We start from the raw sequence: 19,237 nt of genomic DNA, 5'->3' as shown, positions 1-19,237 counted from the left end.
CCTGCGGAAATGCCGGAGCCGATCGAGGGTGTCACCTTCCACGACGAGGACTGGTACGCCGAGGACCTGGGCGACCGCCACTACGTCGACTGCGACTTCCACCGGGTCGACCTGACCGAGGCGACCAGTCGAGGCGCGTCCTTCTCCGGCTGCACCTTCGGCGACGTGCGGTTCAACGTGTCCCGGCACACCGACTCGGCCTTCACCCGCTGCACGTTCGTCCGGTGCAACCTCTTCGAGGCCGAGTTCACCGGCTGCAAGTTCATCGGCAGCACCTTCGACCGCTGCGACATGCGTCCCCTGACCGTGACCGGCGGAGACTGGTCCTTCGTCACGCTCGCCGGGGCCGACCTGCGCGGCACCCGTTTCACAGGCGTCCGGATGCGCGAGACGGATCTGTCCGGTGCCGACCTGACCGGAGCGACGGTCAGTGGCAGTGACCTGTCCGGCGCGCAGTGGCGTGGCACCCGGTTGACCCGGGCGGATCTTCGCGGCAGCGACCTGACCGGGCTCGATCCGACGGCCGTGCAGCGCGTTGGCACCATCGTGGACGTCGGGCAGGCCATGGCTCTGGCGCAGGAGCTCGGGTTCGACGTGCGGGCCTGACGTATCGGGCGCTTCCTATCGACTGGCGTGAAAGGTGTCCGTAATGTCTACGTGAGTCGGCCCCGCATCCGGGTCGCGGATGCCGGTGGGATTCCGGTCCGGCAGAAGTGGAGAGTCGGTGGCCGAGGAACCCAGGCCGGACGGTGCCACCCGGGTCGCTCGCCGGATGGCGCGGGCCCGCCGACGCCGCCGGTACGCGGTGGAGGTCCTTGCCGCCTTCGCCGGGCTGCTGGCCCTTGTCGCGTTCGTCGACAGGTGGTCGGAGCCCGCCGTGGAGGATCCGGCGGAGCCCGACGGCCTGCCGGCGGTGGTCGGTCGACCGACCCTGCCCAGCCCGGTGCCCACCGCCATGGCGGTGCCCGGCCTGCAACCCCGCGAACGGTCACCGAGCCCGAGTCCGAGTCCGAGTTCGAGTCCGAGCGACAGCCCGACCCCGGTGGCCGCGCCGATGACCCTGGCGGTGAGCCGGGCGGACATCCCCGACACGGTGGACCTGACCCGGTCCGGCCGGCGCGACTGGCTGCACTGGGGGCGGGGCGGTGCCGACGTCGCGGTACGCAAGCGCGACGGTTCCGGCGAGCTACGCGACCTGGGTGGCAAGGGTGAACGCAGCGGCTGGGACGGCAATCAGGAACTGTTCCGGTGGCACGACGGCGCGCCGGTGAGGTCCGCCGACCCCACACCCGACGGGGTCTACGTCTGTGGTCGGGGCAACGGCTTCCAGTTGGCCGTCGTCGCCGACGGTCAGCCGCGTACCGTCACCGCCTATCTCGGTGTGTGGATGGCCCGGGGTCGGCTGGACGTGCGGATGTCCGGTGGCGGGCCGGGTCGGACGGTGCGGCTGGAGGAACGGCACACCAGCATCTCCACCCAGGTCACGGTCCGCTACCAGGCGCCGAAGGGGACCCGGCTGGTGTTCACCTGGACGGTGGAGGAGACGTTCACCCCACACTGCGGCAACGTCGGGCTCCAGGCGATGGCGCTGCGGTGATCGCCGGTCCGCCGGTCGACATGTCGAATCCCCAGTAGCGTGTGCGGGATGACGACAATCATCCAGGGGGACCGATGAGCACGAGTGAGCAGGTGCTGGACAGCCCGTCGGGCTGGGTTGCCGAGCACATCAACCGGTACGTCGCCACCGACGGCGAGGAGGGGCACGAGTGGCAGCCGGGCGTCTTCACGCTGCTGCTGACCACGCGGGGCCGACGCAGCGGGAAGCTGCGCCGTACCGCGTTGATCTACGGGCGCGACGGTGAGGCGTACGTGATCGTCGCCTCGCAGGGCGGCGACCCTCGGCACCCGGCGTGGTATCTCAACCTGGAGGCCGACCCGACCGCCCAGGTGCAGGTGGGCGCGGACCGGTTCACCGCGCGGGCGCGGACCGCCACGCCGCAGGAGAAGGCCCGGCTCTGGCCGATGATGACCGACATCTGGCCCGCGTACGACGAGTACCAGGCGAAGACGGAGCGGGACATTCCGGTGGTGGTGCTGGAGCGCGTCTGAGTTGATCGGCTACCGGGACAGTTTGTCCGTCGCGCAACGGTGAACGGCTCGTACCGTGCTGCTGTCCGGGTTATACCGTCCTGAGTGGAGGTTTGGCCGATGCCAAGCAGCAGTACCCTCCGTCCGACCGCGCCTACCGGCGAGCCGGCCGGAGCGGCCATGCGGGAGATCCCGCTGCCGCCGTACGTGACCGCCGAGGATGCACAGTTCGCCGTACGGGCCGTGGTGGTGCACGCCCCCAGGAGGTGGTCCGGGGGGACGGTCTGCCGCAACGACGCCAGCCCGCACCCGTGCCGCCTGCACCGGTGGGGCACCCGGGTGCTGGCGCTGCGCGGCCTGCACGACGCCGACATCGCCGCGCTGATCGAGCGTGGCGACCCCGCTGCGCCGCTGCCGCCCTCGACACCGGCCTGAACTCGACTCCGGCCTGAACCGAACCGGTTGTGGTACCCGTTCGCGGCGGGTTCAAACTCGGCGATTCTATCGGCGACTGCCTATTTGACGGATGTCCCTCAGAGGGGCAACGTGGGCAGTGGAAGGGGCCCTGAGCTGCCCCGATGCGACGGTGGCTGGTCGCTGTCCGGCGACCGTTCCGGCAGTGGTCAGCGCCGGCCGCCGACGTAACTCCGGGGTGGGTGGTGGTGTGATCCGCCCGCGAGGCGACGCAGCCCGCGTTCGCGCCGGAGCCGAGTGAAAGCCAACGAGGAGTCCCACCATGCTCACGATGACCGACAACGCAGTCCTGGTGATCCGTGACCTCGCCGCCCAGCAGGACGTGAGTGAGGGCGGTGGGGTGCGCATCGCCGCCGACACCCAGGCCGGATCGCTCACCGTCGAGCTGGTCGCCGAGCCCGTCGAGGGCGACCAGGTGGTCGACACGCAGGGCGCCCGGATCTTCCTCGACTCCGACGCCGCCGACCTGCTCGGCGACGCCTCCGTCGACGCCTCGGTCGACGACGAGGGCATCGTGCAGTTCGGGTTCACCGAGAAGCAGTAGGGCCGCAGCTCAACCGACGCGGCGGGGGCGGGGCTGACCGCCGCGCGGTGCTCGACTGCGCGGTGGCGGCGGGCCGGACCGTGGCTCCCCGCCCCGGGCCGGCCGATGCAGCGCCGTCAGCACCTGAGCGAGATGGTGCGAGGTGCTCCAGGCCAGCCAGTTCGCCGTCGACCCGGCCCCGGCCACCCGTCGGGCCCGCCGGAAGATCTCGTGGTCGCCCCAGGAGAAGTTCGCCCCGGCCGGCGGCCAGTGCGGCGCCGACACCAGCGCCCGGCACAGGTCAGCCACCCGCTGGTCGCCCCGCCCACCTCGCCGCGACCAGCGGTAGATCCACCAGGCGTCGTCGCCGGTGTAGCGGACCGTCGGCAGCCGATCGGCGGAGGGCTCCACGTCGGGAGCCGCCGACGCCACGCCGTAGTCGCCGAAGCCGACGCCGAGGTCGGCCAACCGCTGCCAGAGCAGCCAGTCCCAGCGACACAACCGCACCGGCTCGTCGATGGGCAGCCGGGACAGGGCCGGTGGCATGCCCCCGGCCACCACGCTCACCGAGCGCCAGGCGTGCCGACGCGCCCACTCCAGCGCCCGGCGGGCCCGGGGCTCGACCGCCCGCACGTCGGCGGGACAACCCACCTCCCCGCAGTCGACAAGCAGATCGCACTGCTCAGGGGTCAGGCGCGCGTACCGCCAGATCCGTTCCACTACCGCGTTCGTAGCGTGCGGGCCGGCCCGGTCCTGACCGATGCGGAGCCGTACCACGGCCCGTCCGGCGTACGCCCTGGCCGTGATCCCGTGTGCGACAAGCCGTCGCTCACCGTCGGTCAGGCAGATCACCGGCATCAGTGGCACACCCCAGTGGGCCAGTTCGGCTTCGGCCCCGTCGGGCAGGGCGCTGACGTCGACTGCCGGCAGCAAACCCGCCGGCAGTCGACCGAGCGAGTCCACCGTTGACACATCTGTTGTGGACAATTGAAAAATCGGAGCGACGAGCGGGACGTGGACGCCGTCGAGGTGACCGAGTGCCTCCAACTCACCGCGCCGGGCGGCGAGCACCGGACGGTAGACCGGCTCTGTCACCCGGCCTCCGCGGGCGGGCATCATAATTCAATGTAGCCAGCCAATTTCCCAGCTCACAGGGTAAACGGCGGGGAAATACCCGGACTGCTGTCAGCTGCCGGACTATCGTCACCGCGTGCCCGATCCGTTGACCCGCTACCGGTCCGCCGACGAGGACAGCATCCGCTGGCGCGACTTCCCGCTGCGCCCCGGCGACATCGTGATCAGCACTCGGTCCAAGAGCGGTACGACCTGGATGCAGATGATCTGCGCCCTGCTGGTGTTGCGTACCCCCGATCTGCCGGCACCCTTGACCACGCTCTCACCCTGGCTGGACTGGCTTGTCGAGCCGGCGGAACAGGTGTACGCGCGGCTGGCCGCCCAGCGGCACCGCCGGTTCATCAAGACCCACACCCCACTCGACGGCGTACCGGCCGATCCGTCGGTGCACTATCTCGTGGTGGCCCGCCATCCGCTGGACATGGCCGTCTCCCTGCACCACCAGAGCGGAAACCTCGATCGGACCCGCCTGGCCGAACTCACCGGCCACCCCGGGCCACCGGATCCGGACCGGCGTCGCCCGTCCGTCGAGGAGGCGCTCGTACGCTGGATCGACGCGGACCCCGACCCGCGCGAGGAGTTGGACTCGCTGCCCGGCGTCCTGTGGCACCTGCGCGACGCCTGGGCGCGACGCGACAAGCCCAACGTCCACCTCGTCCACTACGACGACCTCCGTGCTGACCTGGCCGGGCAGATGCGTCGCCTCGCCGGGGCGCTGGATCTCGAACCGCCCGGCCCGGATCTGGTGGAAGCCGCCACCTTCGACCGGATGCGCAGTCACGCCGACCTGCTCGCCCCGGACCCGGCCGGCGTGTTGAAGGACCGGCAGGCGTTCTTCCGCACCGGCCGCTCCGGCCAGGGCAGCGCCCTGCTCAGCGCGGCCGACCGCGCCCGCTACCACGCGAGGGCCGCCGCGCTGGCCCCACCCGACCTCCTCGCCTGGCTGCACCGAGGTCGCTGACCGGGCCGGTGCCCGCAGGGATTCGTCTGGGGCAGGGACACGGCCCGGTGGGACGGACCGAAAGACGCCCCGGCACGGCGGGAGCCGTGCCGGGGCGTCAGCGATTCAGAGGGCCCGATCAGAGGGCCGGATCAGACGGTCCGGTCAGTCGTCGTCCTGGTCGTCATCGTCGTCGACCGGCTCCTGCTCGGCCTTGAGCACGGCACCGGTCTCCCGGTCGATGTCGATCTCGTGTTCGACGTCGCCGTTGACGATCTCGACCTCCCAGACCGGTCGGCCGTCCTCCCGGTCCCGGTCGATCTCGGTGATCCGACCGCCGCCCGCCTTGGCCAGCGCGAGTTCACCGGCCCGCTCGGCGCTCACCGCGTCCTGGCTGCCCGACGTCGCGCCCTCGGTCGGCGTCGCCGGGGACTGCGGCGCCACGGGGGTGCCGGTGGCAGTCGGGTCGCTGGGCGTGGCCGGCGGGGCGGGCGCGGCGCTGCTGGCGTCGTCGTCCGGAACCCCTGCCGTCGTCGGGGCGCTGGTCGCGGCGGTCAGCGTCGTCCGCTGGGTCCGGTCGCTGTCGGCGGCGGTGACACCCAGGAACACTCCGGTCGCGGCGAGCACTGCCGCCGCGCCGCCGACCGACGCCAACATCAGGGGGTTGCGCTTCATCGTCTTCACCCTTCCTCGGTTCTTGCATAGAGGATCGGTGCCGACGGGATAGCCGCGCGCTGTCCGAACGCTAAGGCCGGGTTAAGAGCGACCGGCGGTAGGCCGGCGGTAGGTCTGCGCGCGCCATATCGCCGAACCGGCGGTGTCCGAGGCGGTGGGATACCGCCGTTTCGGCGCAACGGAGGCGATCACGCGCCAGCCCCGAGGTCAGGGTCTGGGGGCGCCGAGCAGGAGGGTCACCTCGGCGCCGCCGCCGGGGCGTTCGCCCAGTTCTAGGCGACCGCCGCTGGCCTGGGCGGCCCGACGGGCGATGTCCAGGCCGAGGCCGGTCGACCCGGCCTGGCTGGCACCTCGGCGGACGGAGTCGGCGGCGATGCCGGGGCCCTCGTCGGCGACGGTGAGCGCGACGTGGTGACCGGTGGGGGCGAGTCGTACCGCGAAGGCGGTGCCGTCCGGGGTGTGCGCGAAGACGTTGCCGAGCAGCGCGTCGACCGCCGCCGCCAGTTCGTCGGCGGGTACCCCGACGGGCAGCGGACCGGGTGCCAGGTTCAGGTCGACCGCGCGGCCGGTGTCCTCGGCGAGTACCGACCAGAAGGCGACCCGCTCGGCCACCGTCGCCACGGCGTCGGTGGCGACTGCACCGTCGGCCGGGGTACGCCAGCGGGCCTGCCGGATCAACCCGGTCACGGCCCGTTCCAGCCCGTCGACCGCCTCGGTGATCCGGGCCGCGTCCTGCGGGTCGCGCAGTGACTCCGCTTCCAGCCGCAGCGCGGTCAGCGGGGTCCGCAGCCGGTGGGACAGGTCGGCTACCTGTTCGCGCTCCTGCAGCAGCAACTCCTGGATCCGGCCGGCCAGATGGTTGAGCGCGCCGCCCACCTCGCGTAGCTCCGCCGGCCCGGCCGGCTGCACCCGGGCGTCCAACTCGGCGTTGGCCAGCCGGTGGGACACCGCCGACAGCTCACCGATCGGCCGGACCAGGGTCCGGGCCAGCCGGTCGGCCACGGCCAAACCGATCAGCACCAGCACCACCCCGAGCAGGGCCAGCACCAGCCAGGCCCGCCCCACCCCGGCGGTCATCTCGGCGTACGGCACGACCGTGCGGATGACCGCCGTGCCGTCCGCTCGGCCCTGTACCGCGATCACCACCTCCCGGCCGTCGGACGCATCGGCGGTGAGGCTCTGACCTCGCCCGGCCAACTGCACCGCCGGGGTGGGCTCGGCGGGCGAGCCGAGCACCGTGCCGTCGGGCAGGAACACGCTGACCGGGCGACCGGACTCGGCGACGAGTTGGTCGACGGTCAGCCGGATGGTGTCCGGGTCGGCGGTGCCGACCACCGTGGCGAGGCTCTGCGCGTCCCCGGTGGCGCGTACGGTGGCCCGGTCCTCGGCGGCGGTACGCAGCAGCAGCGCCAACGGCACCAGGAAGGCGATCACGATGAGTACGCTCACCGCCGCCACCAGCAGCGCCAGCCGCGCCCTCACCCGCCCACCTCCGGGGCGACCAGGCGCACCCCGACTCCGCGTACGGTGTGCAGGTAGCGCGGTTGCTGGGCGTTCTCACCGAGCTTGCGGCGCAGCCAGGACAGGTGCACGTCGACCGTCTTGTCCGCCCCGCCGTAGGGGATCTGCCACACCTCGGTCAGCAGTTCCCGCTTGGTCACCACCTCACCGACCTTGGTGGCCAGGTGCCGCAGCAGGTCGAACTCGCGGGGGGTCAGCTCGACCGGCGCGCCGTCCAGGCTGACCTGCCGGGAGCGGGGATCTATCCGCAGGCCCCCGACGACCAGGGTCGGGTCCTCGTCGGCCGGTCCGCCGGGCCCACGGCGCAACACCGCCCGTACCCGTGCGTCGAGTTGGGCGGCGGTGAACGGTTTGACCACGTAGTCGTCGGCGCCCGCGTCGAGGACCTGGACGATCTCCCGCTCGTCGTCGCGGGCGGTGGCCACGATGACCGGCACCGCGCTTACCGCCCGCAGCATCCGCAGCAGTTCCCGGCCGTCCAGGTCGGGCAGGCCGAGGTCGAGGACGACCAGATCGGGCCGGTCGTCGAGGGCGTCGCGCAGACCGGTCATCGCGGTCGACGCGGCCGCCACCGCGTGGCCCCGCTCACGCAGTGCCCGCACCAGTGGCGTACGGATGGTCAGGTCGTCCTCGATCAGCAGCAGGCGGGCCACAGCAGGCAGAGTATCCCTGTCAGCGCCGCACGGCCGGTCGCGTTAACCCACTCTTAGGGTTGCCCGAAGCTCATCCCAACCGGCGATCGGGGATAGTCGGGTCATGGGCCGTCGTACCTTCCTCGCCGCCGCCGGATGGCTGGCCACCGCGGTGGTCGCCACGCTGATCGGGGTCGCCGCGATCCAACTGGTGGGGGAGAGCCTCACCGGGACGCCCGGCGGTGTGCGCAGCCAACAGGAGGTGGCGCGGGCCCTGGCCGAGCCGCCGCCGGTCGTCCCGTCCGCCAACCCGACCGCCGCCCCGCCGAGCCCGAGCGGTACGCCGACCGACCCGAGCGGTACGCCGACCGACCCGAGCGGTACGCCGACGAGTGTGCCCGGCACGGTGAGCCCGAGCGCCGACGCGGGTAGCCGGCGCAGCTTCAGCAGTCCCGGTGGCAGTGTCGTCGCCGAGTGCGTGCCGGGTGGGGTGTACCTGGTGTCCTGGACGCCGCGGCAGGGCTACCGGGTGGACGACTACGACCGGGGGCCCGACGACGACGCCGAGGTGACGTTCGTCGGCCCGACCGGAGAGCACGAGTTGTCGCTGCGCTGTCAGGGCGGCGTGCCGGTCCTGGAGACCGACGACTAGGGCGTACGCCCAGGTCAAGGGCGTGATCATCTCGGGTTGGTGTCCTTGATCGGACAGCTCCTCGCGTGGCTGCCAGCCGGTGGAGCGACATACCTTCGGAAGACGGAAACGGTGCGATTGTCCCTGGTCGCCCCGGAAAGGCGAGGCGTGTCGGGGCGCGCCTGACCCTCTATTCAGCGTTGAACCTCCCGGCCGGACGGCTGGGAGGAACAACTGGTTTCCGTTCAGACCACACATCCCGCCAAGGCGGCGGCCGGCCGGAGAGGAGTCTGATGTCCAGCGCGAAAGCAAGAAGCAGGTCATGGGTGCAACCCGTGCCCAAGGAGGGCGCGACGGACCGTGCTGATGCCGAACACACCACCTGTGCCGGTGCCGGCATGCCACTGACCGCCCGGGTGCTGTTCGCGGTAGTCAACGCCCAGGGGGTGCTGGTTCGCGGGCTGGGAGCGGCCACCGCCAACCGCCTCGGCACCGGCATGTACCAGGTGGTGTTCGACCAGGACGTGACCGGGGCCAGTTGCGTCGGCACGGTCGGACTGTCCGGCAGCATCGGCCTCGCACCGACCGGGCAGATCACCGTCGCCGGCCGCACCGGCATCCCGAACGCGGTATTCGTGACCACCCACGACAGCGCCGGCGTTTCCGCCGACCGACCGTTCCACCTGGCCGTACTCTCCTGACCTGCCGGGCCGGTAGGCGCACACGAGCGCGCGGCGCCGTTCGACGGGAGATCGAAACGTCGCCGCGCTCGGCCGTCTCCCGCCACCGCAGCCCAACGGCGGTACGTCAGCGGGGACCTGGCATCGCCGGAGCTTGCCGGCCGTGGTGTCGATCCCCGTTCGATGGCGTGGCAAACCCTCGATCCGTGGTCATTTCCACCATTTGCCAGTCCCGGCGTGGCAGGGCCGCTGACGGGGTATGTGCCCAGGCATGGAGCACTTCACTATCGCGACCGTCGCCGAGAAGAGCCCGGATTTCCGCCGCGTGCTGTGGACCGGGAAGAACACCCAGCTGGTGATCATGACTATCCCCGCCGGTGGTGAGATCGGCGAGGAGGTCCACGAGGGCATCGACCAGATCCTCACCTTCGTCAGCGGCACCGGCGAAGCCCGGGTCGCCGGCGAGAAGCGTGAGGTCGTGCAGGGCGACCTGGTGGTCGTACCGGCCGGCACCAAACACAACTTCGTCAACACCGGCCCGAACCCGCTGGTGCTCTACACCGTCTACGGTCCGCCGGAGCATGCCGACCAGGCGGTGCACCGGACCAAGGAGGAGGCCGACGCGGCCGAGGCTGCCGGGAAGGACGAACCCCCGACCTCCTGACCGAAGACAGGAGTCTCTCGGCATCGGCCGGCACCGGTCCGGCTCCGACGTGAAGCGTCCCGGAGACCGGGTACGCAGACCGGATGCAGCCGCCGATCTCCGATTACGGGTTCCTCTCCGACCTTCGTTCGAGCGCGCTGGTGAGCACGGACGGATCGGTCGACTGGTGGTGCCCGCAGCGGTTCGACTCCCCGTCGGTCTTCGCGCGACTGCTCGACCCCGGCGGCGGCCACTGGCGGCTCGCACCGGCCGCCGCCGGGTCCGCCGGGCACCGGGTGCGTCGGTCTTACCTGCCGGACACGCTGGTCCTGCGCACCGTGCACGACACCCCGGAGGGCAGTGTCGCGGTCACCGACGCGCTGGCCGGCGAGCCGGGGGTGCGGGCTCACGAACTCGGCATGAACTCACCTGCGGTGCTGGTGCGCGTGGTCGAGGGACTGTCCGGACGGGTGCCGATGACCGTGGAGTACCGGCCGCGACCGCAGTACAACCTGACCGCGCCGTACCTGAAGGAACGGGCCGACGGCGCGGTGCTGGCGGTCGCCGGCTCGGTCGACCTGGTGCTGCGCTGCCACGGCCTGCGGCTGCGCGCCGATGACGACCGGGTACGACAGACCTTCGAGATCGCCGAGGGACAGGTACTCGGGTTCGACCTGGCGTACGGCGGCGCCTACAGCGATCCTCCGGCCGAACTGGACCCGGTCGCCGCCGTGGCCGACACCGTGCAGGCCTGGCAGGCGTTCCGCGAGCTGCACCAGTACGAGGGCCGTTACCAGGATCTGGTACGCCGCAGTGCGACGGTGCTCACCGGCCTGACGTACGCCCGCAGCGGCGCGGTCACCGCGGCGGCGACCACCTCCCTGCCGGAAGTGATCGGCGGTGACCGCAACTACGACTACCGCTTCGCCTGGTTGCGGGACTTCGCCATGACACTGCGCGCGCTGTGGGTGGCGGCCTGCCCGACCGAGTCGTCGCGGCTGTTCGCCTGGGCGACCCGCTCGATCGGGCGCATCGGCGCCGAGCCGATCCCGGTGCTGTTCGGGTTGGAAGGCGAACGCGACGTCTACGAGCACGAATGTCCCCGCCTCGCCGGCTATGCGGGCAGCACACCGGTACGCGTCGGCAACGATGCCTGGCGGCAGCGACAGTCGGACGTGCCCGGCGAGATCGTCTCGGCGGCCTGGCTGCTGCGTGATCACCTCGGCGACGAGTTCGACGACGAGATGCTCGAGATGGTCGTCGGCCTGACCGAGCAGGTCGCTGCCACCTGGCGGCTGCCGGACCGGGGCATCTGGGAGCCGCGCGACCAGGAGCGGCACTACCTGTCGTCAAAGGTGCTCTGCTGGGTGGCGATGGACCGGGCGGTGCAACTCGCCCCGCACCTCGGGGAACGTGCCGACGTGCGCCGGTGGGCGGCCATCCGGGACGAGATCCGGGCCACGGTGCTGCGTGAGGGCTTCGACGAACGCAGAGGGGCGTACACCGTCGCCTTCGGCTCGCCGGACCTGGACGCCTCGGCGCTGTACCTGCCGGTGATGGGCTTCCTGCCGGCCGACGATCCGAGAATGCGGGCCACCATCGCGGCCGTGGAGCGGGAGTTGAGCGGTCCCGGTGGACTGATCCGCCGCTGGCAGGACGAACCCGGCGGCTTCCTGCTCTGCTCGTACTGGCTGGTGGAGTGCCTGGTGATGGCCGGAGAGCGGGAGCGGGCGGCGGGGCTGTTCGAGCAGATCTCCGGCCACGTCAACGATCTGGGGCTGCTCAGCGAACAGATCGACCTGGACAGCGGGGCGCAGTTGGGCAACACGCCGCAGGCGTTGTCGCACATCGGCCTGATCAACGCCGCGTGGCGGTTGACCGAGTCGGACGGGAAGTGAGCGGCCTCAGCGGGGCAGCACCGGCACGTCGGAGACATCCACCGTGTCCGGGTACTTCACACCCGCCCCGGTGTTGAGCACCACCACCCGTTCCCCGGAGCGGATCCATCCGCCGGCCCGCAGCTTGCGGGCGGCGGTCAGGCAGGCGGCCCCCTCCGGACAGAGCAGCAGGCCCTCCCGGGCGGCGAAGTCGCGCAGGTCGGCCAGGATCTCGGCGTCGTCGACCGCGATCGCGGTGCCGGCGCTGGCTCGTAGCGCGGCCAGGATCAGTTGATCGCCCAGCGGTGCGGGCACGGTGATGCCGAACGCCACGGTGTGCGCGTCCGGCCAGGGATCGGCCCGGTCCTCCCCGGCGGCGAAGGCCCGGACGATCGGCGCGCAGCCGGTGGACTGCACCGCCACCAGGCGGGGCAGGCGGTCCTCGACCCAGCCCAGTTCGCGCAGCTCGCCGAGCGCCTTGTGGATGCCGATCAGCCCCACCCCACCGCCGGTCGGGTAGATGATCACGTCGGGCACCTGCCAGCCGAGCTGTTCGACGATCTCGTACCCCATCGTCTTCTTGCCTTCGAGCCGGTACGGCTCGCGCAGCGTGCCGGCGTCGAAGATGGTGCCGGCGGAGGCCGCGACCAGCGCGGCGATCTGACGCCCGGCGTCGCCGATCAGGCCGTCGACCAGGCGCAGGTCAGCGCCGGCGGCCACGCACTCGCGGCGGCAGATGCTCGGCGCGTCCACCGGCATGGCGATGATCGCGCCCAGCCCGGCTCGGGCCGCGTAGGTGGCCCAGGCGGCACCGGCGTTGCCGTTGGTCGGCATGGCGATCCGGCGGATGCCCAGCTCGCGGGCGCGACTGACGCCCACGGCGGCCCCGCGTGCCTTGAACGAGCCGGTCGGGGTCAGCCCTTCGTCCTTGACCAGCAGTTCGTCCACGCCGATCCAGGCGCCGTACGTCGGGGCGCGCAGCATCGGCGTCCACCCCTCGCCGAGGGTGGTGACGTGGGCGGGGTCGGCCACCGGCAGCAACTCCCGGTAGCGCCACAGGGTGGCCGGACGTAACCCGAACCGCTCCGGTTGCAGCACCCCGGCGACCGTGGCCAGGTCGTAGCGGGCCAGCAGCGGCGAGCCGCAGTCGCACAGGTTCTGCGGTACGTCGGCGTCGTGTTCCCGGCCGCAGCCCGGGCATTCGAGATGGGTCAGGTACACGATGCTCCTCGCCGTCTCAGCTCGCCTCGATGCGACGCGCCGCGGTGCCGGAAACCACGGCGGGGTCTGCCAGTGCGGGCCGGTCAGCCACACCCGCATTCTCCGCCACGCCGGCCGGTTGTGCCCGGTTCGGCCCGTCCCCACCCCGATGGGGTGCCGGTTGCCGCCTGCGATCCGGCTGGCGTCTCCGTTCCCGCACGAGGTAGCTGCAATCAGGGGTAAAACGGGCAGTATGGAGCATGCCCACCATCCCACCGCACTTCTCTCCGGCGACGTCCGGATCCCCCTGCTCGGCTTCGGCACCTGGCAGGCGACCGGCGAGGCCGGCTTCAAGGCCGTACTCGCCGCGCTGGACGCCGGTTACCGGCACATCGACACCGCCACCATGTACGGCAACGAGGAGGAGGTCGGCAGGGCGGTACGGGAGAGTGGACTGCGTCGGGAGGACGTCTTCCTCACCACCAAACTGCCGCCCGAGCGCGTCGGCCAGGAACGGCGGACCATCGAGGAGAGCCTGCGTGCCCTCGGCGTCGACCACGTCGACCTCTGGCTGGTGCACTGGCCGCCGAGCGACCCGGGAGCGCTGATCCCGGTCTGGCGGGAGGTGCTGGCCGCGCGCGACGAAGGGCTGGCCCGCGCGGTGGGCGTGAGCAACTTCAGCACCGGGCAGATCGACGAGCTGATCCAGTCCACCGAGGAGAACCCGGCCGTCAACCAGATCAAGTGGAGCCCGTTCCTGTACGACCGGCAGCGGCACGTCGAGCACCGGGACCGTGGGGTGGTGCTGGAGGGGTACAGCCCGTTCAAGACCAGCGACCTGTCCGACCCGGTGCTGGTCCGGGTCGCCACCGCACACAACGTCTCGCCGGCCCAGGTGGTGCTGCGCTGGCACCTCGACCACGAGATCGTGGTCATCCCAAAGTCGGTGACCCCGGAGCGGATCCGGGCCAACGCCGACGTCTTCGGTTTCTCGCTGACCGCCGAGGAGATGCGCGACATCGACGCCCTCGGCACGGTCTGAACCGTGCCGGGGGCGCGGCAACCGCCGCACCCCCGGCCGGTCTGGTCAGGAGCGCGAGCAGGCGGTGCCGTTGAGGGTGAAGCTGGTGGGGTTGGCGTACGCCCCGTTCAGGGTGCCCTGGTAGCCGAAGCTGGCCGTGCCGCCGGGCGGGATCGTGCCGTTGTGGCCGACGTTGCGGGCGGTCACCGACGATCCGCTCTGGCTCACCGTGGCGTTCCAGGAGTTGGTCACCTGCTGACCGGACGGCAGCGAGTACGCGAGCGTCCAGCCGTTGATGGTGCTCGACCCGGTGTTGGTGATCTGCACGTCGGCGGTGAAGCCGTTGTTCCACGAGTTGCCCGTGTACTTCACCGCGCAGGCGGCGGAACCCGACGGCGGGGGCGTGGTGACGGGCGGCGGGTTGTTGTTGCCGCCGCCGTTGACCGCGGCGGAGAAGTTGGTCACCGCGAGCCCGGCGCCACCCTGCCACGGCTCGAAGCCGGCCTGGATGCTGGTCAGGTACCAGGAGTTGGTGATCGCACCCCGGTTACGGGTGTCGTTGATGAAGGCCAGCAGGTTGAGGTTGGCGCTGCTGATCGCCGAAGGGGCGACGTACGAGATGACGTTGTTGCCGCCGTTGTTGCCCCGCCAGACCTCCCAGTTGCGGCCGTCGATGTTGGCGTTGCCGACCGGGGAGCCGATGGGCTGGATCGAGCCCTGCCGGTTCAGCCAGATCATGATCTCCATCTGGTTCACCCCGTCCCGCTTGGGCGACGGGTCCAGCCAGATGTCGTACGAGGCGTTGTAGATGGCGTTGCTCACGTACCGGTAGTTGATGCTGCTTGTCGCGCTGCTGATCTGGCTGACCTGGATCGGCAGGTTGGTGCCGGGGGAGCAGTTGGTGTAGTGGCAGCCGAGGAAAACCGACGGGTACGCCGTCGGGGCGCCGTTCGTCGGGTTGCTGCCGTTCTGGGTGGTGATCTCGAAACCGCTGCTTGTGACGTTGATGCACTGCTGGGCGGTGGTGCCCCACTTGTTGTTCTGCACCACGTAGCGGTTCTGGATCACGGTGCTGCCGTACTGCTCGCAGATCACCGTGTCGGCGGCGGCGGTGCCGCCGAGAGCCACGGCGACGATCGAACTCGCGGCGAGCAGGCCGGCGGCCGCGAGGGCTCGCAGGGTACGTCTCATGGGTGCTCCTTGCGCTGCGGCGTCGCAGGGACGCCGGGGACGGGAGGTGCGGACCGAAGCGGTGGGGGAACGCCGACGGGTGGTGGGGTCCGGGAGCGCTCCCATGTTCATCGTCACATTTACATCCCTCGACCAATTGACGCAACCGACGAGGGAGAATGAGGTGGAAAGTGAGGTGTGTCAGGCGTCGTCCGAGCGGTGCGTCGCCGCTGTCCCTTGGTCGGATCGGGAGGGGTCTGAAGGGCGGCGCGGCCCATCGGTGAGCGCCGGTGGTGAATCCGATTGCCTCTGGTGTGCGGCGATTGCGCCGAGTAGTGTCTTGCCTCCGACGCGTTCCGAATCCCCTCCGGGAGGCGTACACCCCCATGCGTGGCTCCCCCCTGCGCATCCTTGTCGTCGGCGCAGGCATCGCTGGTCTCTCCGTGGCCCGGGCCTTGCGCCTGGCCGGCTTCCGGCCGGATGTCACCGACAAGGCGCCGTCGAACGAGCTCGACGACGGCGGTCTCTACCTACCCGGCAACGCCGCCCGGGCGCTGCACCGGCTGGATCTCGACGGCCCGGTCCGCCCCTTCGGTCAGGTCATCCACCGGCAACGCTTCCTCGACGCGGCCGGGCTGCCGCTCTGTGAGGTTGATCTCGACGCGCTGTGGGCCGGGGTCGGCGAATGTCGGGCACTGTCCCGCTGCGACCTGCACCGGGTGCTGCTCAGCGGAGCCGGCGGCGCGGTCCGGCACGGCGCCGAGGTGTGCAGCATCGACCTGCTGCCGACAAGTGTCGGCGTCACCTTCGTCGACGGCACCTGGTCGGAGTACGACCTGGTGATCGGCGCGGACGGGCCACGCTCCTCGATCCGCGCTCTGGCCGCCCTCGGCGGCCCGCCCCGACCCGCCGGGCAGGTGGTGTACCGCAGCATCGTGCGCGACGGCCCGGCGGTCGACGAGTGGACGGCGCTGCTCGGGCAGCGCAGCGGCTTCCTCGTGGTGCCGATCGGCGCCGGCCGACTGCACTGCTACGCCGACGAGGCCGGCACCGAGGTGCCGGCGGATCCCCGGGCTCGGCTCGTGGAACTGTTCGGTGACTACGGCGGGCCGGTGCCGGAGGTGCTCGACGCACTCGACCAGGTGCACGTCTCGACCACCGACGAGGTCGAACTCGGACGCTGGTACCGGGGCCGGGTGCTGCTGGTGGGTGATGCTGCCCACGCCACCGCACCGACCCTGTCCCAGGGGGCGGCGATGGCGCTGGAGGACGCGGTGGTGCTCGCCGAGTCGCTGCACGCCGCGAACAGCGTGGAGGCCGCCCTCACCGCGTACGAGAGTCGCCGCCGGCCGCGTACCCGATGGGTGCGGGATCGGACCCGTGACCGCAACCGCACCCGCGACGTACCGCCCGCGCTGCGCGATCCGCTGCTGCGCGGACGCGGCGACCGCATCTTCGGCGAGCACTATCGGTTGCTACTCGGCCCCTTGTGATCCACGCCCGGTGACCCCACGCGGCGCTGCCACCTGCCGGGGACTATCCTCCTTGCGGATGACGGCCGCCCCGACAGCGTGCCGAGCGGGACAACCCAGAACCGGAGGCCACTCGTGACCACCGTCGCACCCAAGCCGGTCGTGACCCGGCCCTGGCCGGTCCGGGAGCCGGTCAAGGGGTCGGCCATCGCGCGGATGCTGCGGACCACGGACGCGAAGCAAATCGGGATCATGTACATGGTCACCGCGTTCGTGTTCTTCATGATCGGTGGTCTGATGGCCCTGATCATGCGGGCCGAGCTGGCCCGGCCCGGGCTGCAGTTCCTGTCGCCCGAGCAGTACAACCAGCTGTTCACCATGCACGGCACGATCATGTTGCTGTTCTTCGCGACGCCCATCGTGTTCGCGTTCGGTAACTACATCGTGCCGATCCAGATCGGCGCGCCGGACGTGTCGTTCCCGCGGCTGAACAGCTTCGCGTACTGGCTGTACCTGTTCGGTGGAACCATGGCCACCGCCGGCTTCCTCACCCCGGGCGGAGCGGCCGACTTCGGCTGGACCGCCTACACCCCGCTGAGCACCACCGAGCACGCCCCGGGCGTCGGCGGGAACATGTGGGTGATGGGTCTGGCCATCTCCGGTCTGGGCACCATCCTCGGCGCGGTCAACCTGATCACCACGATCCTGACCCTGCGCGCCCCCGGCATGACCATGTTCCGGATGCCGATCTTCACCTGGAACATGCTGGTCACCAGCCTCCTGGTGATCCTGGTCTTCCCGCTGCTGGCCGCCGCGCTGTTCGCGCTCGCCGCCGACCGTCTGCTCGGGGCCCAGGTCTACAGCCCGGACACCGGCGGGCCGATGCTCTGGCAGCACCTGTTCTGGTTCTTCGGGCACCCCGAGGTCTACATCATCGCGCTGCCGTTCTTCGGCATCATCAGCGAGATCATTCCGGTCTTCTCCCGCAAGCCGATCTTCGGCTACAAGGGCCTGGTCGCCGCGACCATCGCCATCGCCGGCCTCTCGATGAGCGTGTGGGCGCACCACATGTTCGCCACCGGCCAGGTGCTGCTGCCGTTCTTCAGCTTCCTGAGCTACCTGATCGCCGTGCCGACCGGTATGAAGTTCTTCAACTGGATCGGCACCATGTGGCGTGGCCAGATCAGCTTCGAGACGCCGATGCTCTGGTCCATCGGCTTCCTGGTCACCTTCCTCTTCGGTGGGCTGACCGGCGTGCTGCTGGCCGCCCCGCCGCTGGACTTCCACCTGCACGACTCGTACTTCGTGGTGGCGCACTTCCACTACGTGCTCTTCGGCACGATCGTGTTCGCGGTCTTCGCCGGCATCTACTTCTGGTTCCCGAAGATGTTCGGCCGGATGCTCGACGAGCGGCTCGGCAAGATTCACTTCTGGTTGACCATGATCGGCTTCCACACCACCTTCCTGGTGCAGCACTGGCTCGGCAACGAGGGCATGCCCCGGCGTTACGCCGACTACCAGGCCATCGATGGCTGGACGACGCTGAACATGATCTCCACGATCGGCGCGTTCATCACCGGTATCTCCACGCTGCCGTTCCTCTACAACTGCTGGAAGGCCTACAAGGCCGGCCCGGTGGTCGAGGTCGACGACCCGTGGGGCCACGGCAACTCGCTGGAGTGGGCGACCAGCTCCCCGCCCCCGCTGCGCAACTTCGACCGGATGCCGCGGATCCGCTCCGAGCGCCCCGCCTTCGACGCGAAGTTCCCCGAGCTGGCAGCCGGCCAGACCATCGCCGGCCCACCCGAGGGCGGCTCCAAGCCGCTGACCAGCGAGTCCGACGGTGGCGCCAGCTACACCGAGGACGTGGCCAGCGACATCGACCGCCGCTGACCCTCCGTACCCAAAGAACGGGCGCCGCCCCCACCAGGGCCGGCGCCCGTTCTTGTTGTCCCTCCCCGGCCCTCTCCCTCGACCCTCTCTCTCGGCCCCCGACGCTTTGCCCTCCGACGTCTCGCCCTCACTGCCTGGCCCTCACACTGCCTGGCCTTCCCCGCCTGGCACTCCCTGCCTTGCCCCCAGCGCAGCCTTTCCGATGCGGCCCGGCACCGTCGGCAGCCGAGGTCTTCCAGGCACTTGATCCACGCCGCCGTATTGCGTCACCTCAGTGCCGAGACCTGCTTCGAACATCACCGCGGGTAATTGCGGGCGCCATCTCGCCTTGTTGCAGAGCGTGATGTTCTTCTCGTGCCACCCTCCATCACCTGCAAGCCCTTTGCTCTGCTTCAACCCGCGCAATAGCTCTTCACCTGTGCTTTTGCGATTGGCGTCCAGGATGGTTGGCCTACCGATCACCACGGAGAGCGAAGTTGTGCGTGGGTTGAAGCAGAGCAAAGGAGGCGAGTAGGGCTGTGGGGTTGGAGAGGGTGGCCACGGAAGGTAGCGATCCAGGTCGCCAGGTCGCCAGGTCGCTCCGTGATCGTGGGCTCGGCGAGAGAGCTGCAGGTCCTGCCTGACACCGGCATCCGGGCGCAGGCGGCGGGCGGGTGGGGTGGG

20 protein-coding genes are annotated in these 19,237 nt (G+C 70.7%); 13 read left to right on the top strand and 7 right to left on the bottom strand.

Features of this window, described 5'->3' with window-relative positions; genetic code table 11:
• The first annotated feature begins 9 nt into the window (after window positions 1-9).
• The 5 genes from C1A38_RS11170 (at window position 10) to C1A38_RS11150 (ending at window position 3,106) form a co-directional block, all read left to right on the top strand.
• Window positions 10-606: a pentapeptide repeat-containing protein gene (locus C1A38_RS11170; protein ID WP_102657777.1), complete on the top strand. Its 597-nt coding sequence runs from the start codon at window positions 10-12 to the stop codon at window positions 604-606.
• A 118-nt stretch (window positions 607-724) separates the two neighbouring features.
• Window positions 725-1,597 (top strand): hypothetical protein, encoded by an 873-nt coding sequence (locus tag C1A38_RS11165; RefSeq protein ID WP_102657776.1) that lies wholly within the window; start codon window positions 725-727, stop codon window positions 1,595-1,597.
• Window positions 1,598-1,671: 74 nt separating this feature from the next.
• Window positions 1,672-2,109, top strand: a complete 438-nt coding sequence (locus tag C1A38_RS11160) for a nitroreductase family deazaflavin-dependent oxidoreductase (protein ID WP_102657775.1) — start codon at window positions 1,672-1,674, stop codon at window positions 2,107-2,109.
• A gap of 99 nt (window positions 2,110-2,208) precedes the next feature.
• Window positions 2,209-2,523: a hypothetical protein gene (locus C1A38_RS11155; RefSeq protein ID WP_013731839.1), complete on the top strand. Its 315-nt coding sequence runs from the start codon at window positions 2,209-2,211 to the stop codon at window positions 2,521-2,523.
• Window positions 2,524-2,824: 301 nt separating this feature from the next.
• Window positions 2,825-3,106, top strand: coding sequence for an adhesin (locus C1A38_RS11150; RefSeq protein WP_013731840.1), 282 nt, complete (start codon window positions 2,825-2,827; stop codon window positions 3,104-3,106).
• A 9-nt stretch (window positions 3,107-3,115) separates the two neighbouring features.
• On the opposite strand, the gene C1A38_RS11145 is transcribed toward C1A38_RS11150, so the two are convergent.
• Window positions 3,116-4,180, bottom strand: coding sequence for a beta family protein (locus C1A38_RS11145; protein ID WP_502696930.1), 1,065 nt, complete (start codon window positions 4,178-4,180; stop codon window positions 3,116-3,118).
• Window positions 4,181-4,295: 115 nt separating this feature from the next.
• On the opposite strand from C1A38_RS11145, the gene C1A38_RS11140 reads away from it, so the two are divergent.
• Window positions 4,296-5,180, top strand: a complete 885-nt coding sequence (locus C1A38_RS11140) for a sulfotransferase domain-containing protein (RefSeq protein ID WP_102657772.1) — start codon at window positions 4,296-4,298, stop codon at window positions 5,178-5,180.
• 144 nt (window positions 5,181-5,324) lie between these two features.
• Here the strand turns inward: C1A38_RS11140 and C1A38_RS11135 are convergent, their stop codons facing one another.
• The 3 genes from C1A38_RS11135 to C1A38_RS11125 form a co-directional block, all read right to left on the bottom strand.
• Entirely contained in the window at window positions 5,325-5,834 is a 510-nt protein-coding gene (locus tag C1A38_RS11135; RefSeq protein WP_102657771.1) for a PepSY domain-containing protein, read from the bottom strand.
• A 207-nt stretch (window positions 5,835-6,041) separates the two neighbouring features.
• Window positions 6,042-7,316, bottom strand: coding sequence for a sensor histidine kinase (locus tag C1A38_RS11130; protein ID WP_102657770.1), 1,275 nt, complete (start codon window positions 7,314-7,316; stop codon window positions 6,042-6,044).
• Window positions 7,313-8,008 carry a response regulator transcription factor gene (locus C1A38_RS11125; RefSeq protein WP_102657769.1) on the bottom strand — a complete coding sequence of 232 codons (696 nt, stop codon included), beginning with the start codon at window positions 8,006-8,008 and terminating at the stop codon, window positions 7,313-7,315. Before C1A38_RS11125 ends, C1A38_RS11130 begins: the two co-directional genes overlap by 4 nt.
• A 103-nt stretch (window positions 8,009-8,111) precedes the next feature.
• Between C1A38_RS11125 and C1A38_RS11120 the strand changes: the two genes are divergently transcribed.
• The 4 genes from C1A38_RS11120 (at window position 8,112) to C1A38_RS11105 (ending at window position 11,839) form a co-directional block, all read left to right on the top strand.
• Entirely contained in the window at window positions 8,112-8,639 is a 528-nt protein-coding gene (locus C1A38_RS11120; RefSeq protein WP_102657768.1) for a septum formation initiator, read from the top strand.
• Between the two features lie 305 nt (window positions 8,640-8,944).
• Window positions 8,945-9,319, top strand: coding sequence for a hypothetical protein (locus tag C1A38_RS11115; RefSeq protein WP_013731847.1), 375 nt, complete (start codon window positions 8,945-8,947; stop codon window positions 9,317-9,319).
• Window positions 9,320-9,569: 250 nt separating this feature from the next.
• On the top strand, window positions 9,570-9,962 hold the full coding sequence (locus C1A38_RS11110) for a cupin domain-containing protein (RefSeq protein ID WP_102657767.1): 393 nt from the start codon (window positions 9,570-9,572) through the stop codon (window positions 9,960-9,962).
• An 83-nt stretch (window positions 9,963-10,045) separates the two neighbouring features.
• Window positions 10,046-11,839: a glycoside hydrolase family 15 protein gene (locus tag C1A38_RS11105; RefSeq protein WP_102657766.1), complete on the top strand. Its 1,794-nt coding sequence runs from the start codon at window positions 10,046-10,048 to the stop codon at window positions 11,837-11,839.
• 6 nt (window positions 11,840-11,845) lie between these two features.
• Here C1A38_RS11105 and C1A38_RS11100 read toward each other — a convergent pair whose 3' ends face one another.
• Window positions 11,846-13,039 carry a threonine synthase gene (locus C1A38_RS11100; RefSeq protein WP_102657765.1) on the bottom strand — a complete coding sequence of 398 codons (1,194 nt, stop codon included), beginning with the start codon at window positions 13,037-13,039 and terminating at the stop codon, window positions 11,846-11,848.
• A 232-nt stretch (window positions 13,040-13,271) separates the two neighbouring features.
• Here C1A38_RS11100 and C1A38_RS11095 point away from each other — a divergent pair, with 232 nt between their 5' ends.
• Window positions 13,272-14,060 carry an aldo/keto reductase gene (locus C1A38_RS11095; RefSeq protein ID WP_102657764.1) on the top strand — a complete coding sequence of 263 codons (789 nt, stop codon included), beginning with the start codon at window positions 13,272-13,274 and terminating at the stop codon, window positions 14,058-14,060.
• A 45-nt stretch (window positions 14,061-14,105) separates the two neighbouring features.
• Here the strand turns inward: C1A38_RS11095 and C1A38_RS11090 are convergent, their stop codons facing one another.
• Entirely contained in the window at window positions 14,106-15,230 is a 1,125-nt protein-coding gene (locus C1A38_RS11090) for a glycoside hydrolase family 12 protein (RefSeq protein WP_102657763.1), read from the bottom strand.
• A gap of 365 nt (window positions 15,231-15,595) precedes the next feature.
• On the opposite strand from C1A38_RS11090, the gene C1A38_RS11085 reads away from it, so the two are divergent.
• Entirely contained in the window at window positions 15,596-16,702 is a 1,107-nt protein-coding gene (locus tag C1A38_RS11085; RefSeq protein WP_102657762.1) for an FAD-dependent monooxygenase, read from the top strand.
• Between the two features lie 114 nt (window positions 16,703-16,816).
• Window positions 16,817-18,574: an aa3-type cytochrome oxidase subunit I gene (gene ctaD / locus C1A38_RS11080; RefSeq protein WP_102657761.1), complete on the top strand. Its 1,758-nt coding sequence runs from the start codon at window positions 16,817-16,819 to the stop codon at window positions 18,572-18,574.
• 141 nt (window positions 18,575-18,715) lie between these two features.
• Here the strand turns inward: ctaD and C1A38_RS30785 are convergent, their stop codons facing one another.
• Entirely contained in the window at window positions 18,716-19,039 is a 324-nt protein-coding gene (locus tag C1A38_RS30785; protein ID WP_146017515.1) for a hypothetical protein, read from the bottom strand.
• Between the last annotated feature and the right edge of the window lie 198 nt (window positions 19,040-19,237).

It is taken from the genome of Verrucosispora sp. ts21 (genome assembly GCF_002879555.1).
Lineage (GTDB): Bacteria > Actinomycetota > Actinomycetes > Mycobacteriales > Micromonosporaceae > Micromonospora > Micromonospora gifhornensis.
The sequence above is the reverse complement of the archived record's forward strand: the minus strand, read 5'-3'. Positions and strand labels throughout refer to the sequence as shown.

What these genes read in the sequence shown, in the direction of transcription:
- C1A38_RS11110 (WP_102657767.1), top strand. Translation starts at nt 9,570, where the DNA reads ATGGAGCACTTCACTATCGCGACCGTCGCCGAGAAGAGCCCGGATTTC.
- C1A38_RS11085 (WP_102657762.1), top strand. Translation starts at nt 15,596, where the DNA reads ATGCGTGGCTCCCCCCTGCGCATCCTTGTCGTCGGCGCAGGCATCGCT.
- C1A38_RS11170 (WP_102657777.1), top strand. Translation starts at nt 10, where the DNA reads ATGCCGGAGCCGATCGAGGGTGTCACCTTCCACGACGAGGACTGGTAC.
- C1A38_RS11135 (WP_102657771.1), bottom strand. Translation starts at nt 5,834, where the DNA reads ATGAAGCGCAACCCCCTGATGTTGGCGTCGGTCGGCGGCGCGGCGGCA.
- C1A38_RS11155 (WP_013731839.1), top strand. Translation starts at nt 2,209, where the DNA reads ATGCCAAGCAGCAGTACCCTCCGTCCGACCGCGCCTACCGGCGAGCCG.
- C1A38_RS11120 (WP_102657768.1), top strand. Translation starts at nt 8,112, where the DNA reads ATGGGCCGTCGTACCTTCCTCGCCGCCGCCGGATGGCTGGCCACCGCG.
- C1A38_RS11095 (WP_102657764.1), top strand. Translation starts at nt 13,272, where the DNA reads ATGGAGCATGCCCACCATCCCACCGCACTTCTCTCCGGCGACGTCCGG.
- C1A38_RS11150 (WP_013731840.1), top strand. Translation starts at nt 2,825, where the DNA reads ATGCTCACGATGACCGACAACGCAGTCCTGGTGATCCGTGACCTCGCC.
- C1A38_RS11090 (WP_102657763.1), bottom strand. Translation starts at nt 15,230, where the DNA reads ATGAGACGTACCCTGCGAGCCCTCGCGGCCGCCGGCCTGCTCGCCGCG.
- C1A38_RS11160 (WP_102657775.1), top strand. Translation starts at nt 1,672, where the DNA reads ATGAGCACGAGTGAGCAGGTGCTGGACAGCCCGTCGGGCTGGGTTGCC.
- C1A38_RS11105 (WP_102657766.1), top strand. Translation starts at nt 10,046, where the DNA reads ATGCAGCCGCCGATCTCCGATTACGGGTTCCTCTCCGACCTTCGTTCG.